The organism is Paenibacillus hunanensis, from assembly GCF_034055775.1.
Classification (GTDB): Bacteria; Bacillota; Bacilli; order Paenibacillales; family Paenibacillaceae; genus Saccharibacillus; species Saccharibacillus hunanensis.
The window spans coordinates 589039-605904 of record NZ_CP139194.1 but is presented as its reverse complement, the minus strand read 5'-3'; the positions used below and the strand labels follow the sequence as shown (position 1 = coordinate 605904).

The following is a 16866-nucleotide window of genomic DNA, read 5'->3' as shown; positions in this document are numbered from 1 at the left end:
AAACGAATGGGTTCATGGTGACACCAAATTATGAATGACGGTGAGGTTTAGAATGAATTTATCAAGACTTCTGCTACGCAATGCTAGCTTGCTTGTTTGTCTGGCATTAACCGTAAGCAGTACAGGCATCGCAACTGCATTTGCAGACAGCTCGACGGACAATACGTCCACTAGCTCCACTACGCAGCAAACAAGCACAACCGATACATCAACACAATCGACCAACACTACATCGACAGTAACAACGCAGACTTACCTATCACCTGAGATTGATCCACACTTCTCACCTACGTTCACTACGATCAAAGAAGGCTCGACGATAGGCGATAGTGGCACAGCCGTTGCCGATCTAGTTGGCAACAGTATTACCTTGAATCGAAGCAATAGTCATCCGGATATTGCCGTTATCGGTACGACTGGATCAGGCACCTGGGAAGTACAATACAGTGCCGGTGGTACATGGTGGAATATTAGCCCGGGTGGTAATGAAGCAAGCAATACGAACGCTACCATGATTAGAACAGGGGAAAAGATCCGTTTCCGTCCGGCAGTAAACTGGAATGGAACGGCGACGATCACCTACCGCGCATGGGACGGTGCCAATGATCCCGGAGCCAATCAATCCGCTCGTACGATACTGGACGTATCCACGAATGGAGCGGACACCAACTACAGTGCGCAAACCCAAACCGCCTCTATCGCGGTTACACCTGTCAATACCCCACCAGATATACTGTTCCCCATTACACCGAAAACGTTGACCTTTGATGGTTCAACCAAGTACGTGAACATGCCTACAGTTAATCTGCCGTCAAACTTTACGTTTGAGACGTGGGTAAAAAGTACAAATCCGTATTCGACGTGGAGCCGGATTTTTGACTTTGGTAATGGAACCAATAGCTCTAACGTTTATCTAGGCTATGAGAGCAATAGCGGTAAAATGCAATTGATGAGCTATCGCGGCTCATCAGGCAAGGCAATCACGACAAGCAATGTATTTCCGACCAACACCTGGGTGCATGTTGCCATCACCATCGACAATCAAGGCAATGCGTCCATTTATTGGAACGGTGTATTGCAGACGTCAGGCAATATCGGGATTACCGAGCAAATTACGCGTACGAAAAACTTCGTCGGTCGCAGTAACTGGGCTCAGGATGCTTATTTCCAGGGACAGCTACGTGATATACGGATGTGGAGCGTAGTGCGTACCGCTCAACAGATTAATGATTCCTACAAATCCTTACTTTCCGGTAAAGAAGCGAATCTGTTCACGTATTTGCCAGCGATTGAAGGTCAGGGCACCACGCTGAGCGATACGAGTGGACATTTCAACTCTGCCACAATTGTAGGCGCGCAATGGGTCAATGACCCGACTGTACCTCCAACCTCAACGATGCTACAAAATACAAACAGCAGTACCGATCTGAACGGTACAACCGTCACAGACGTTGATTTTAATGAAACGCCAAATGCCAGCATGACGGTTACACTGGATACGTATAACGGTGTGCTCCATCTGGATACAAGCACTTCGGGAGTAACTGTGCTGCAAGGTGGCAACAATCAGTCGAGCATTACACTGAGCGGTAGCATGACGCAGATCAATCAGGCGCTTGCTCCTTTACAGTATGTACCGAATCACAATTTCAACGGTATTGATAAGCTGAATTTCACCGCAAATGATCAAGGTAATACCGGTGAAGGCGGTTCACTAACGGCGTTTAAAACGGTGTATCTGAACGTTATCCCGGTTGATCAGAAGCCGACGATCTCTTCGGTAGCGGATCAGCATCTATTCGTCAATCAAAGCACCACAGCGTTACCATTTACCGTAGAGGACTTTGAAACCGATGCGAATGCATTGACTGTAACTGCAACGTCTAGCAATCTACAGTTTGTGCCGGTAAGTGGTATTACACTGAGCGGTTCCAGCACGGCACGTACAGTGAAGATTACACCAGCGCTTGCCGCTACAGGCAGCACCACGATCACACTTACGGTAAGCGACGGCAAAAACACAACGTCCACTACATTCGTGGTGTCAGCAAGCGTTGATCTGGACGGATCACTCGGAATCCTTCCAACGTCAGGGCCATTAACCAAATCGCCGGGCGATGTGCTGGCAATGGATGCGATCAGCTCCATCCAGACGGATCGCGTCGTTGCTCTTGTGGATGGACAACAGGTGGAATTAACACTTGCTAATCCAACGACCTATGCACAGGACGGCTTCAAGGAATGGAAAAACACAACCTACATCCTTCCAGATACGATCTCATCGGGTCTGCAAAGCGTTGTCTTCCAGGGCCTATCAACAAATGGAACGATTATAGAGACAGAAAAGAACACATTGCTACAAAACAATACGTTCCTGTTACTGAAAATACCTGTTGCCAGTACAGAGCAAGCTAGCGCTGTAAGCACGAGTGGCGCAGCATTGGAAGGTACGGTTACAGAGGATGGCGGCACGCCGATCATCGAACGAGGCTTTGTATATGCTACAACTAATCAACCTGTGATAACGCAGGATACAAAGCTTGTTGCAGCACTCGGTAACGGTACAGGTACGTATGATCTGTCCGTAAGCAGCCTGAATGCGAATGAGACATATTATGCTCGTGCGTATATCATCACTTCACAGGGTGTATTTTACGGAAATACGGTTTCTTTTACGACGCTGAATCTGCCTGCTGCGAGCACCGCTCCTGCAAGCAATATCAGCACAAGCGGTAGCACACTAACAGGTGTGGCTATCGCAGATGGCGGCTCTTCTATTACGGAGCGTGGATTTGTATATGCTACGAACAACCAGCCTGTGATAGGACAGGATGCTAAAATTGCTGCCGTTCTTGGCAATGGTACAGGTAGCTTTAGCGCTCCAGTAACAAGCTTGAATGCGAATACGACCTATTATGCACGTGCGTATATCGTTAATTCGCAGGGTGTGTTTTACGGAAATACGATCTCCTTCACGACTTTACCTCAACCGGTAACGAGCGGCGGAGGCGGTAGCTCCAAATCAACCACGGTCGCTGCACCAACTACGATTACTCCCAAAGTAATCGATCCAGTAACCGGCAAAACAGAAGCAAGCACCACGCTGATGCAAGTCATTGGAACAGATTTGAAGGCTAGTGGGCAGTTAATGGATGCCAGCGGTAAAGTGATCAATGCCAATATTGCACTGAACACAGACGGTAGCTTTGTTGTACCGACACTCCCTGCTGGTTCGTACAGCATGATCGTTCAGATCGCTGCACCGAATGGACAGATGCTAGCAGGTACGAGTGCCAAGCTCACTGTGAACAGCCAGGGCGGTGCAACGATGACCTACGATCTGGTTGACCCGTATGGAACGATTAAGGACGAAGTCACCGGACAACCGATCAGTGGCATCAAGCTGCAAATCTACTGGGCAGATACGGAGCTTAATCGCTCCAAAGGTAGAACACCTAATACACTGGTTGATCTGCCAGAGCTACCTAAATTCATGCCCAACCAGAACCATGTCCCACAATGGTCAAATGTTAATGGCGAATATGGCTGGATGGTGTTCAGCAATGGAGACTATTACATCCTCGCCCAGCGTGATGGCTATGCACCGTATGATAGCCGTCAGGATACACGCTCTGAGCAACATGGCGCCGATAGCTATGTGAAGGATGGCATTATTCATGTAGGCTCCGAGATTGTGAACTATAACTTCAACTTGAAGCCAAATGTCGCTTCTGTTGTACGTGAGCCTTATATGCGCGGCTATCCAGATGGCAAGTTCTATCCGGAGCGCGGCTTGAGCCGTGCCGAGCTAGCTGCCATTCTGACCCGTGTCCTTGCGCAAAATTCGCCTTCACAGTCAGATATTGCTTTTAAAGATATCGCCTCAACCAAGTGGGCAAATAAATCGATTCATACATCGACTGAGCAAGGCTGGCTGAAAGGCTATCCAGGCAACAAGTTCCAGCCTGCACGCCCTGTAACCCGTGCAGAATTTGCACAGGTGCTGGCGAATATCAGTCAATGGAATATGGACGATAATGCAACGATCACATTCAAGGATGTGAAAAAGCACTGGGCTTCCGATGCAATCGCCAAAGCGGTTAATCATCAAATGCTCAGCGGCATGGAAGACGGACTCTTCCATCCAAACGATCCGATTACTCGCTCGGATGCCATTACGGCATTCAATCTGCTGTTTAATCGCCAGCCTGCCGCTCAAGCAGTCGCACCGGTATGGCCAGACGTGCCAACCAGCTATCCAAACTATGCGAATATTATGGAAGCCTCGGTACGTCAAACGATTGAGCAAGCTCAGTAATACGCAGTATACGATATTCAGCATCGGATATTCATTTTCTATACGATGTGATCATTACGAGATGCGAGTCGGTATTCAACCTGTAGGGCAAACTTCATCGTCTGTAGGATCGAATAAATAACATGTAAAAGGCTTCCTTCAATAATCGTTGAAGGAAGCCTTTTTTCTACTTTTTGATATCCTTATAAAGGTATCGGCTATACTCTGTATGGCAGTTGTTGCTTCTATCTGCTTACCATCAGCATTATATATTTCTCTAGCGTACACTTCCAGTCGGCAGCACATTCGGCTGCTCTCCTCGCATCAGACTTCCCCATTTTACGTACAATCGATACGCAGCCCCGCTATCCAGCAATGCCTTCGCATCATATACGCCTTCTTCAATCGAGCCAGAACGCCCTGCCAGATATAAACGATAGGCGCTATTCAGCAGCACCTGATTATAAAAGGCTCTGTCCGCCTGCCCTGACAGTACCTGCTCGGTCACACGAATCTGCGTCTCTGCTGTCCACTCCATCTCTGGTACAGACATATCAAGGTAATATGCTTCGGGATCAATAATTTCCAGTCGCGCCTCACCATGCTCTACCGCATACGTACGTGTCGGACGATCAATAAACAAATCCTCTGATCCTTCCGGCCCCTGTACGATAAAAGCACGCTCATAATCAAGCCGCAATAACAGACGAGACATGCGCTCGAAAAATGTATTATGAAATACGCCATATACGAGATACGGCGAATAGCTATAATTCATTAGCTTCTCTGCGGTATTTAACACGGTACGCACACCGATCTGCTCTCGCAGCTCTCGTAACTCGCCCAGTGACGGACACCATTGCTCGGCAGCAACGAATAGCAGTCCCGTTTCGTTGCCAGCATGTAATGCCTGCTCGCGTGTGAGTGAAGCGGTATCTACTCCCATCTGGCGCAGCAGTACAGGAAGTGTCACTCCCCATTTTGGTGGTAATGGCTCGCTCCCATGCAGGGTTACCGGAACGCCTGCTGCTGCCAGTACAAACGAGGTCGCAAAGCCAGCGATAAAGGATTTGAGTCGACCATCATAGGGGCCAGCGCAGTCTATACCGCCCTTTTTAAACGAGCTACGCAGCGCCATCTGTCGACATACGTCCACAAATGCCTGCATCTCGTCTACATTTTCCATTTTCATACGCTCTGCCATAAAAAAGGCACCGATCTGCACATCGGTCGCTTCGCGATTCATGATCATGCTCGCCACATGAAGTGACTCTTCATAGGTCAGGTCTCGTGAACCGCGCTTGCCGCGTCCAACTTCCTTCAGTATCTCGGTCATGTTCATGTCTGGTTTCTTCCTCCCTGCTCTACGATTGCAGTAGCTGATGTGCTTTGACGATGGCGGTAGCGACATCGACCATGCGTTTACGTTCGTTCATCGCCTTTTTGCGTAAGAGATCATACGCCTCCGCTTCGGAAATCTGCTTCATATCGGCTAAAATACCCTTCGCCATATCGATCCATTTACGCTCCTCCAGCCTGGACTGCAATTGCTTGCGCTCACTTATCCACTGCTGGCGCTCTATACATTGACGTGCAGCGAAATGCAGCGCCCAGTGCAGCTCCCGATCACGCATCGTTGGCGTCAAAATGCCATCGATCGCAATCTCTGTCTCACATGCCTCTACGGATTCAGATGCCGTGTCCGGGCTGCACCACCATAGCATCGGGATCGGTCTCGATTGAGACAATAGCTTCTCCCAATCTGGAATATCTTCAATCGGCAGATCCAAAATTGCAGCATCCGCTTCACTCAGCATTTTCAAGACAGCCGTCGAGCTGTCGTCTCCATCGGCGACCAGCACCTGATAACCGTTGTTGCCCAGCAGCAGCTCAGGGTATATCATGCCTGACGCAATCTGATCCGGATCGTAGATGTTCTTTTCCATTCGGATAATGAGTAACGAACGCATTATGCAGATGCTCCCTCCTGTCATCTCTATCCCAAGCATGTGATATCGTCTCTAAATTTGCGTGTTTGCGCGATGTCTATCTTTATACCATACAGTTTGGATGTCTAGTATTCAGACAGGCATTTTAGTAACTGAATCGCTTTTTATGATATATAATCTAACATATATACTCCAATTATACGATAACATTTTGCGAATAGAAAAGATGGAAATAACGAACATTCACTTCTAGTTGTTTCTATAATGTATAGAAAACCTTAATATAAAGCTATTCTCCTACTCGAATATTCCGATATTTTTCATGTAAACATAATTAACCTGCAATTTCAAATAAAATTTTTATGTTATTTATATTGACATGTAAATCAACTTCTTTTATAGTTAAGCCCATATTCAAGCAACGACAAAGGATACAATGATGTATCCATACTGGACGGCAATGAAGCCTGTTCCGTGCTTGCTCGCGACATGTGTACGTATGTGCACGCCTGTCTGCGAACAAGTGCGGGACAGGCTTTTTTTATTGATCATACCGAATGATTGCCAGAGCATTCCATAGAGTAATCATCGTAACGGATAGGCTGCTTATTACGCGGAGGGAGAGATACAGATGGAGAATCGAAAAAAGCTGGTGCTGGTAGGTAATGGAATGGCGGGTGTGTGGATGCTCGAGCATTTGCTCAAGCTGGCGCCACAGAAGTACGACATTACGATCTTCGGAGCAGAGCCACATCCCAACTATAACCGGATTCTATTATCATCCGTACTCGCTGGTGGTGCAGGCATGAACGATATTATCATCAACGATCTGGACTGGTATCGCGAGCATGGTATCGAGCTGTATACAGGCGATGCCGTGACTGCCATCGATACTCAGCAGAAGCAGGTACACTCTACCTCCGGTAAGCAGGTTGCCTACGATGAGTTAATTCTTGCTACAGGCTCCAGCGCCTTCATCCTGCCAGTTGCAGGAGCAGATAAAGATGGGGTCATCGGCTTCCGTGATATTAAGGATTGCGAGACGATGATGGATACCGCCAAGCAGTACAAAAAAGCTGCCGTCATCGGTGGCGGTCTGCTTGGACTGGAAGCGGCACGAGGCCTACTTAATCTGGGCATGGACGTCACGGTCATTCATATTAACGAGCATCTGATGGATCGTCAGCTCGACCGTCCAGCCGGACTCATGCTTCAGCAGGAGCTAGAGCAACAGGGCATGAATTTTCTACTCGGTAAACGCACGGTGGAGCTGACAGGGAAACGCCGCGTTACTGGCGTACGCTTCACCGATGGCACAGCGATCGATGCGGATCTAGTCGTCATGGCGGTCGGGATTCGTCCGAATGTAGAGCTTGCCGCAACTTCGGGACTGCGAGTGAATCGCGGGATCGTAGTAGATGATTATATGCGTACGAATGTACCTGGCATCTCCGCTGTAGGCGAATGCGCAGAGCACCGCGGCATCGGCTACGGACTTGTTGCTCCACTGTATGAACAGGGAACTGTTCTTGCCAAGCGTCTTGCTGGTATTGATACTCCACCCTACGAAGGGTCTGTCACATCAACTAAGCTGAAGGTATCCGGTGTCGACGTATTTTCCGCAGGTGAATTTCAAGATAGCGCGGATACGCGAGCACTGCGCATGCAGGATGATATCGATGGCATTTACAAAAAGCTGGTCATCCGCGACGGTCGCCTGATCGGTGCGGTATTGTTCGGCGATACTAGCGATGGTGCGCCACTCTTTTCCCTCATTAAGAGCGGCGAATCGGTACAGGGTCGCGAAAAGGAACTGCTCACCGGACAGCCTGCGGGTGGCAGTGCGACTGCCTCGCCTCTACAACGCCTTGAAGCGATGGCAGACGATGAGATCGTCTGTGGTTGTAATGGCGTCAGCAAGGGCGCGATCGGCGAAGCTGTCATTGGCAAAGGCTGCAATACGATGAAGTCGCTCAAAGCATGCACCAAGGCATCTGCATCGTGTGGTGGCTGTGCACCTGTCGTGGAAGGATTACTTCAATTCTATGCGGGCGATAATGCAGGCGTAGCCGTCAAGGAAGGCATCTGCGGCTGTACCTCACTGGATCGTGACGAGATCGTCTCAGAGATCAAGCGTATGGGGCTCAAAACAGTCAAAGAAACGATGAATGTACTCGGCTGGTCGGAACCCGAAGGCTGCTCCAAATGCCGTCCAGCGCTCAACTACTATCTCGGCATGCTGTGGCCAGGAGAGTACGAGGACGAGAAGGAATCGCGCTTCACGAATGAACGCTATCATGCCAACATCCAGAAGGATGGCACTTACTCGGTTGTACCGCGCATTTATGGTGGCGTAACATCACCTACCGATCTGAAAAAAATCGCCGATGTGGCGGAGAAATATAACGTCCCTCTCGTCAAATTCACTGGTGGACAGCGCCTTGATCTGCTCGGTGTTCGTAAAGAAGACCTGCCGCATATCTGGGAGGAGCTGGACATGCCATCTGGTCATGCGTACGGCAAAACCCTTCGCACGGTCAAAACCTGCGTAGGCGATACGTTCTGCCGCTTCGGTACAAAGGATGCGATGGGCATGGGCATTCAGCTCGAAAAAGCCTTTGAACGTATGGACGCTCCAGCGAAGGTGAAGCTCGCTGTATCTGGCTGTCCGCGTAACTGTGCGGAATCTGGCATCAAGGATGTTGGCATTGTAGCGCTGGATGGCGCATGGGAGCTATATGTAGGCGGTAATGGAGGCGTGAAGATCCGCGCCGGCGAATTGCTCTGTACCGTCAAAACCGATGAAGAAGTAATGGAATGGACATCCGCCTTCCTGCAATATTATCGTGAGCAAGCACGCTGGAATGAACGCACTGCCGCATGGATCGAGCGTGTCGGTCTGGCACATGTACAGGAAGTGCTCGCCGATAGCGATACACGTGCAGCACTGGTAGCACGTTTACAAAACACACTTAGCTACACCAGCGACCCATGGCAGAACATTATCCAGAACGACGAGCTGCGTAAAAACTTTACCGATCTAAACGACTCTGCGGCACTCGCTGGCACATCGCCATCTGCACCATAATAAGGGAGGAATCCGACATGAACCGTTATCAGGTTGCACATATTTCAGATATCGATGTGAAAGGCGCACGCCGTTTTACACTAGGTGAACTGGAGATCGCCCTCTTCCGACTGAGCGACGGATCGATTCAAGCCGTGGAAAATCGCTGTCCACACAAAGGCGGCAAGCTCTCCGAAGGCATGGTATGCGGCTCTAATATCCATTGTCCACTGCATGATTGGAAAATCGACCTGCGCAGCGGAAAGGTACAAGACCCGGACGATGGGTGCGTGCAGACATTCGCTGTAGAGGTAGACGAACATAACGGTAGTGTTTATGTGATGATGCCTGCTACGCAGCAGCTCGCCTGAGCAAGCGTACGTTGGCATGTAGACACTTTACTAGCTAGTCCACGCAGGCGGAGTTCAGGAGTTCAGGAGTTCAGGAGTTCAGGAGTTCAGGAGTTCAGATAAAATTGTATTGTATCATTCAAATTATCCCATCCAGCTATGTTATCTAAAATGAATACAGTTGGTAAGCATAGGAATGAATATAATCTGGTAATGAACAAGCTAACCCCAACCAAGCAATAAAAGGAGGACACGCGGATGAGCAAAGTACAGGGAATGGTCAGTATTGTTGGTGCAGGCCCCGGTGATCCAGAACTGATTACCGTCAAAGCACTCAAACGCATACAGCAGGCGGACGTGATCGTGTATGACCGTCTGGTAAGCGAGGAATTGTTACTGGAAGCACGTCCAGATGCACGTCGCATCTATTGTGGCAAAGCGCCTGGCTTGCATCATATGAGCCAGCAAGCCATTCATCGTACATTGCTCCAGCAAGCCTCACTCGGTCTGCATGTCGTCCGCTTGAAGGGCGGCGATCCCCTCGTATTCGGACGCGGCGGTGAAGAGGCTCTGTTTCTGGAGCAGCACGGCATCCGTTATGAGATCATTCCTGGCGTTACCGCTTCGATCGGTGCAGCCGCTGGAGCCGATATTCCGCTCACCCATCGCGGCATCGCTACCTCCTTCGCCTGCATAACCGCGAGCCAGTCTGCGGACAATCCGAACCCGATTCGCTGGGATCTGCTTGCTAGTAGTGTCGATACACTGGCGATCTATATGGGTGTGAGCCAGCTGGATTCCATTTGCCGTGAGCTAGTACAGCATGGTCGTCCTGCGATCACTCCTGTTGCTCTGATCGAGAACGGCACAACGACAGCTCAGCGCGTGTTAACGGGGACACTGACGGATATTGCTGCGATTGCTGTACAGGAAGAACTGCGTAATCCTGCACTGATTATCGTCGGTGAGGTAGTACGCGTACGCGAGCAGCTGATGGCGATGCGAGAGCAAGCAGAGATGCAGATGGGATTGCAGGAACGGATTGGATGATCTTGCTGTAGATCTGAAATAGAATTTGATGAGAAATCAATAATGAAAGTAGCCCTATTCATCATAAATAAAAAGGTATATCTTCATATGAAGATATACCTTTTTATTTTCATAGATGTAGTTCGTATTGTATTAGAGACTGTTTTAAATGATCTGCTTGCTCTTGATCTGATCTACTTATTTCTTCAAATCCTATTTTTTTAAGCATCTTTTGAGATCGGATATTACTCCTATCCGTTTCTGCATAGAAATGAATTATTTTTAATTGCTTGGATGCGTATTGTATGATGCACATCGCTGCACGACAACCGAGCCCTTTCCCCCACAGTCTACTATCACCAATTGCAATTCCTAGTTCAGCAGCTTCCCCTTGAATGCTTGCCAGATCAGCATATCCGATAAGAGTATCGTCATACACAATCCCCAGTCTCACAAAATTCTCAGCTTCATTATGTATACATCGCAACCACCAATTGTATAATTCGTCTGAACTTCTGTATGATCCCCATCCATTAGCCAAGCAAAAAAAAGTGATCTTCACTCCACTTGAGCACAGTCGAAAAATCATGGATTGTTAAATGTCTCAACTGCATATTCTCTGAACAATGCCAGCAATGTTTATTCATTTCCTTGTTCTTCAATGTGTTCACATCACCCTATCGTAAAGATTGCTAAACCTTGCAATGATTATACAATAACTCTATATTTTGATTAAGGAGTTGAATCTATGGCTATTTTACAAGATGACATACAGCCGAATACATATGTGGAATGCAGAATAATAGATCACCGTGTAGACGAGTTGGAAGGCAGCCAGCTTTTTTGGCGATATGTTCATCTAGGGAAGGTTATCCATGAACTCCATTTCGGCTGGACGAACCGAACTGTTCACGCCTGTATACATATGCTTCAGCATTTCCCGCTTCCACAATATGAAGGCTACTTCTCTCATTTTGAAAAGCATCTTGAGATCAAATGGGATACTGACGAGGCTAATGATAGCTACATCCTACAGTTTATAGATCAGGGCACAATCATGACCATTCAAGCAAAAAAAGAACAATTGATCATCTTCGGACATCAGCTAGAGAAGGAATGGCATCAATCTCCTGTGGTGGAATGATCATGTGTTCCAACAGTGATCATGCGATCCAATCGACTATTTGGGAACGATGCTAATCTGCCCTTCACTCTAAAACACAAAAAAGCACCTTCAACAGCCGCTCCATTTTAAAATCAAAATAGAGTTCCCAGCTGTTAAAGATGCTCCTATCTCATTTAAATATACCTTTATCCCGGTTAAAGATAATGTTGTCGGTTCCATATACTTCGATACAATAACCTATTACATAATCTACACTGCGTCTATGCTACGATATCAATTGCGATCACGCGCCTAACCGAACGCTACTCAGTACCGTGCAGGTGCCGCCTTTTTCGCCAGCTCAATCATATAATCTGCAAAAGCTTCTGGGTCGGTATCATACACCAGATTCACCGGACGACCATCTGCCTGCTCGACTGTTCTACCTTGAGACTTGCCGTCAGGAATTACAACGCAGTTAATCGTCTTTTTGCTCACCAGCTCTGGCTTACCAATCGACAGCGTCGTCAGCACATCCCAGAAATAATAAGTCGAGTTGTTCTCCATATGCACGAGCGGTGGACAGCAAGCGTAGCAGTTACCGAGGAAATCTACACCTTCATAACGGCGCTCGTTTGCCCAGCGTTTACGGATTTTCAGATCCAGCGGTACTTTGATTGTGCTTTCAAGAGCAACCAGGTCAATCTCGATGCCGCTTTGCCATACGCGATATGCCGCTTCCGGGTCCCAGAATACATTCCATTCTGCTGTGCCATCATGCTCTGGCTCGTCCACATTACCGCGCTCAAAGCCGCCACCCATCCAGACAAGCTTTTCGATCTTGTCTTCAATCTCTGGCGCTTCATCTAATGCACGGGCGAGGTCTGTCAATGGCCCGGTAAATAGCAGCGTTGTTTTGCCTTCATTCGCCAGTAGCTGACGAATCATATGACGATGAGCAGGCAGATCAGACAACGGTGCTTCCATCGTACCGGATTCATTCAGAATCGGCAGTGCGTCCACATAGAACGTATGCATACGCCATGCTGGCGGGAATGGATTTTTACCACGCGAGTTCGATTTTGCCGTTTCCGGTGCCTGATTACCATGACCAAAACGGTCGATAATTTTACGGCTCGCATCTGCACCCGGCTCCAAATAACCGTCTGCTGGAATGACCGAGACACCTGTCAGCTCCACATTATCCATTTGCAATAGCATAAACAGCGATACCAGATCATCGACACCGGCATCATGATTAAAATATACGGATTTCATCTGTGACATATTGCTCGATTCCCCCAATATATATGCTTTATCTAACTGTGACTATGATTGATACGGATCATCTACGCAAATAGACACCCTGCTGCATCGATCAGCACAGCCCGTGCATTTCCATCTTCTATTATGAGGGAACATGAAGCGATGTTCCACAGTCATTTACTGGAAAACGAAATCGCGCGACCTATCATCCGTCTATGTTTTCAAGAATTTGTTCATCTATCCATGATCTCCTGCGCTGAAAATTTAATTCAATCACGAAAAAATCCGTCCATTCATCCAGCGCATCCACGCCCAATCGGCAATTACTCTCCAGCCGAATCACCGATCAAAAAGGTCAGCTTACCCGGCAACACGCCGAGCTGCGCTGGTGTTTGCAAATAAATCTCTCCATCCGTATCCGCTGGCATCGGCTGATCTGTCCGAAGCTCCAGACGGGATGTGCGAATGTATTCGATATTGCTATTTTCCGGTCTCCAGTTTTCCGGCGACTTACGACTGAGCAGCTCACGCAGCAGCGGCAGGCCGGCTTCACGGATAATCAGCACATCGAGCAAGCCGTCCTGTAGCGCTTCCTGTGGAAATGGGAGCGGATTCGTTCCTAGAAAACGTCCATTTGCCGCATAGATCATGACCGCTTCACCAGACAGTGTTCCTTCATCATGCTCTAGCTCAAACGTGAATGGCTGCGCTGTGCGTACCGTTTGCAATGTGCTTAGAAAATAGCCCAGCTTTCCAAATGCACCTTTAATATCCGCATTAATATTTTGCGATGTTTCTGAGATCAGACCAATACCATAGAAGTTGGTGAAAAAATGTCCGTTGGCTGTCCCGATATCCAGCGTGCGTGTCTGCCGCTCATTCAGCACCTCCGCTGCTCGTGCTAGCTGCTGCGGCATCGCTAGCGCACGAGAGAAGTCGTTGCAGGTGCCGCCAGGTAGCACACCAATCACAGGCGGGCGTTTCAGGTCAGCAAGTCCATTAATACATTCATGCACCGTACCATCTCCGCCTAAAATGTACATTACATCTACCTGCTCTCCGTACTCGCGGCAGAGCTTTTTTGCTTCACCCGGCTCACTTGTGCGCCTTACGATAAGCTCGGGTAGCTCCACTGATAGAATGCCGAGCACTGTACCCAGCTGTGTCGTATCGACCGATCCAGCATTTCCGTTATAGATAAGCATTCCCTTTTTATACATCTTAACCCCTCCGTATATAGCATAGAATGAACCAACTAGCTCTGATGAAAATCAAATTTTTTTGTGATTTTACGATATTGGCGTATATTTCAGTTGCCTTGTTGCGATATACTATTAATTGCTCGGGAAATTTGGCTTTTTTGCAAAAAATCGAAACAATTTTGATCTTTTCTGGGTTTGCGTGCTGTTTTTATGCTATAATTTATATAGGTAGATTATCATTATTAATTTAAGATAAAAGTTTGTTGAATAGTTCGATATAGCCGCTTACCGGTTCAGCATGTTCATAGAAAAAGCACGTCGTCCCACTGATTATCCGGTACGTTTGCTGACTATAATGCTCTTCGTCATACCGGTCCGTACTCCCGCTTTGTTCCTCTGTCACATGGTTGCACGACCATTTATAACACGTCTCCATGTCCAATCCGGCAACAGGGAGCCGGAGCTTGATGCAGCGCTTATGGAATTAATCAACAATCCTACCCAAACTATTTTGGAAAAGAGGATTGTGCATGCCAAGAAAACACCGAAAAATGAGCTTAAGCCAGTTGCTCGCGAAGTTTATCTTCATCACGACCGGCGCCGTCTTGATGGCGGTCGCACTGGAAATCTTTCTAATCCCCAACAGCGTGATCGATGGCGGTATCACCGGTATCTCGATCATCCTGTCCGAGCTAAGCACCATTCAGCTTGGTATCTTCATCTTTGTGATCAACGTACCGTTCCTGATTATAGGCTATAAGCAAATCGGGAAAACTTTTGCCATATCGACCCTGTACGGAATCGCTGTCATGTCTTCGATGACCGCTTACCTGCACCATGTACCTGCACTAACCGATGATAAAATGCTCGCCAGTATGTTCGGCGGCGTGATTCTCGGCTTCGGGATTGGTCTGGTTATCCGTTTTGGCGGCTCGCTGGATGGTACAGAGATTGTCGCCATTTTGCTAGCGAAGAAGTTCCATATGCCTGTAGGTCAGATCGTTATGATCATCAACGTGTTCATCTTTACCGCTGCCGGATTCGTATTCGGCTGGGATTCCGCGATGTTCTCTATTTTCACCTACTATATTGCGGCAAAAGTAATGGACATTGTCGTGGAAGGTCTGGAGGAATCCAAGTCAGTCACGATCATCTCGCAGGAATATGATGAAATCTCGCAGGCGATCATGGATCGTCTCGGTCGCAGTACGACCTTCATGTACGCCAAAGGCGGCTATTCTGGCGAAGATACGCAAATGATCTACTGCGTCGTCAGCCGTCTGGAGCTTGCCAAGCTGCGTACGATTGTGAACGATATTGACCCGACCGCCTTCCTCGCAGTAGAGCATGTGAGCGAAGTCATTGGCGGTAATTTCGAGAAAAAGAATATTCACTAAGCCAGCTAAGCAAGGCCGAGTGAGCTGTATAAGGTATATCTATTACACATAACCCAATAAAGGGTTCATCTGATTCACGATAAAGAAGCTTTTTCTCCTGAGGGGGAGGGGCTTCTTTTGTTATAGTGTTGGATTGGTTGATGTGGTTAGCTGGATTATGCTGGTGGGCAGCAATCACTGCGGGAAGGAATAAGGGGACGGACTCGGGTGGAGCCGCGGGAATCTTTTGGAATTGGGTGCAAATGAAGATTCCCGCCCCTCCAAAGGAGTCCTTTCCCCTCATGCCCTTCCCTCCGTTCTGTGCTGCTTGCAGCATACGCTTAACACATTTAACCCAACAGGCACATTTGTCAATTTAAAGATTTTCAAGACTTTTCAAGACTTAATGAAGCTAATAGTATGGCATAATCGGTATGTACATATCATCAAAATAGGGGGACATATGATGTCGAATTTAGATTCCAATTCTTTTTCGCGACCGACTCATTTGCGGTTGGCTTTAGATAGCGAGAATATGCGTGCATTGGCTGAGGGTGATCCGGTCTTAGGGAGATTGATGGAGCAGATTGGGCCGCTTGAAATTCCGCTTCGTAGTGATCCGTTTATTTCGCTGGTGTCGTCGATTATTTCGCAGCAGTTGTCAGTGAAGGCGGCAGCTACGATCTGGAAGCGGGTAGTGGAGCTATGTGGGGAGGATATGAGTCCTGAGACGATCGGGAAGTATACGGATGACGAGCTACGTGCAGTTGGCGTATCGATGTTCAAAATTCGCTATATTCGCGATCTATGTCATCATGTGCAGGAGGGTCTATTACCGTTAGATCATTTGGATGAACTGTCGGATGATGAAGTGCTGCAAGCGCTTGTGGCTGTCAAAGGAATTGGACGCTGGACGGCGGAAATGTTTCTGATTTTTAGCCTGGGACGCACGGGCATTTTATCCCATGGCGATGCAGGCTTGCAGCGCGCCGCACGCTGGTTGCATCAGATGGAAGAACGTGAGGACGGCAAATATACACAGCAGCACGAGTTGAACTGGAGCGCCTATCCAACTGCTGCATCGATCTATCTATGGGAAGCGATCAATATTGGCTGGGTCGATTCGGGAAAAACGTTTGCTGAATTTTCTAATGATGATCAAGCTGCGGATACGGATACACCTATACCTACACAGGAACCATATGATCCGCAATGACGAATCGTA

Annotated in this window: 12 protein-coding genes; 7 read left to right on the top strand and 5 right to left on the bottom strand. The window is 48.1% G+C overall.

Annotated features, from left to right (window positions below):
• The first annotated feature begins 52 nt into the window (after positions 1-52).
• A complete protein-coding gene (locus tag SK066_RS02360; protein WP_320543507.1) occupies positions 53-4318 on the top strand; it encodes an S-layer homology domain-containing protein in 4266 nt (1421 codons plus the stop codon).
• Positions 4319-4574: 256 nt separating this feature from the next.
• Here SK066_RS02360 and SK066_RS02355 read toward each other — a convergent pair whose 3' ends face one another.
• Complete coding sequence (locus tag SK066_RS02355; protein ID WP_320543506.1) at positions 4575-5639, bottom strand: anthranilate phosphoribosyltransferase; 1065 nt, start codon at positions 5637-5639, stop codon at positions 4575-4577.
• A gap of 22 nt (positions 5640-5661) precedes the next feature.
• The gene (locus SK066_RS02350; protein ID WP_320543505.1) at positions 5662-6267 is read right to left on the bottom strand and encodes an ANTAR domain-containing response regulator; all 606 of its coding nucleotides are present in this window, start codon (positions 6265-6267) and stop codon (positions 5662-5664) included.
• 610 nt (positions 6268-6877) lie between these two features.
• Here SK066_RS02350 and nirB point away from each other — a divergent pair.
• From nirB to cobA, 3 genes are all read left to right on the top strand, one after another.
• Positions 6878-9334, top strand: a complete 2457-nt coding sequence (gene nirB / locus SK066_RS02345) for a nitrite reductase large subunit NirB (RefSeq protein WP_320543504.1) — start codon at positions 6878-6880, stop codon at positions 9332-9334.
• Between the two features lie 17 nt (positions 9335-9351).
• On the top strand, positions 9352-9684 hold the full coding sequence (nirD, locus tag SK066_RS02340) for a nitrite reductase small subunit NirD (protein ID WP_320543503.1): 333 nt from the start codon (positions 9352-9354) through the stop codon (positions 9682-9684).
• 237 nt (positions 9685-9921) lie between these two features.
• A complete protein-coding gene (cobA, locus tag SK066_RS02335; RefSeq protein ID WP_320543502.1) occupies positions 9922-10713 on the top strand; it encodes a uroporphyrinogen-III C-methyltransferase in 792 nt (263 codons plus the stop codon).
• Positions 10714-10822: 109 nt separating this feature from the next.
• Here cobA and SK066_RS02330 read toward each other — a convergent pair whose 3' ends face one another.
• A complete protein-coding gene (locus tag SK066_RS02330; protein ID WP_320543501.1) occupies positions 10823-11281 on the bottom strand; it encodes a GNAT family N-acetyltransferase in 459 nt (152 codons plus the stop codon).
• A gap of 159 nt (positions 11282-11440) precedes the next feature.
• On the opposite strand from SK066_RS02330, the gene SK066_RS02325 reads away from it, so the two are divergent.
• On the top strand, positions 11441-11836 hold the full coding sequence (locus SK066_RS02325; protein WP_320543500.1) for a hypothetical protein: 396 nt from the start codon (positions 11441-11443) through the stop codon (positions 11834-11836).
• 288 nt (positions 11837-12124) lie between these two features.
• On the opposite strand, the gene SK066_RS02320 is transcribed toward SK066_RS02325, so the two are convergent.
• Both SK066_RS02320 and SK066_RS02315 read right to left on the bottom strand, forming a co-directional pair.
• Entirely contained in the window at positions 12125-13084 is a 960-nt protein-coding gene (locus SK066_RS02320) for a nucleoside hydrolase (protein WP_320543499.1), read from the bottom strand.
• Positions 13085-13386: 302 nt separating this feature from the next.
• Positions 13387-14283, bottom strand: coding sequence for a diacylglycerol/lipid kinase family protein (locus SK066_RS02315; protein WP_320543498.1), 897 nt, complete (start codon positions 14281-14283; stop codon positions 13387-13389).
• A gap of 512 nt (positions 14284-14795) precedes the next feature.
• Between SK066_RS02315 and SK066_RS02310 the strand changes: the two genes are divergently transcribed.
• A complete protein-coding gene (locus SK066_RS02310) occupies positions 14796-15662 on the top strand; it encodes a YitT family protein (RefSeq protein WP_188774308.1) in 867 nt (288 codons plus the stop codon).
• Between the two features lie 442 nt (positions 15663-16104).
• The gene (locus SK066_RS02305) at positions 16105-16857 is read left to right on the top strand and encodes a DNA-3-methyladenine glycosylase family protein (RefSeq protein ID WP_320543497.1); all 753 of its coding nucleotides are present in this window, start codon (positions 16105-16107) and stop codon (positions 16855-16857) included.
• Positions 16858-16866: the final 9 nt, after the last annotated feature.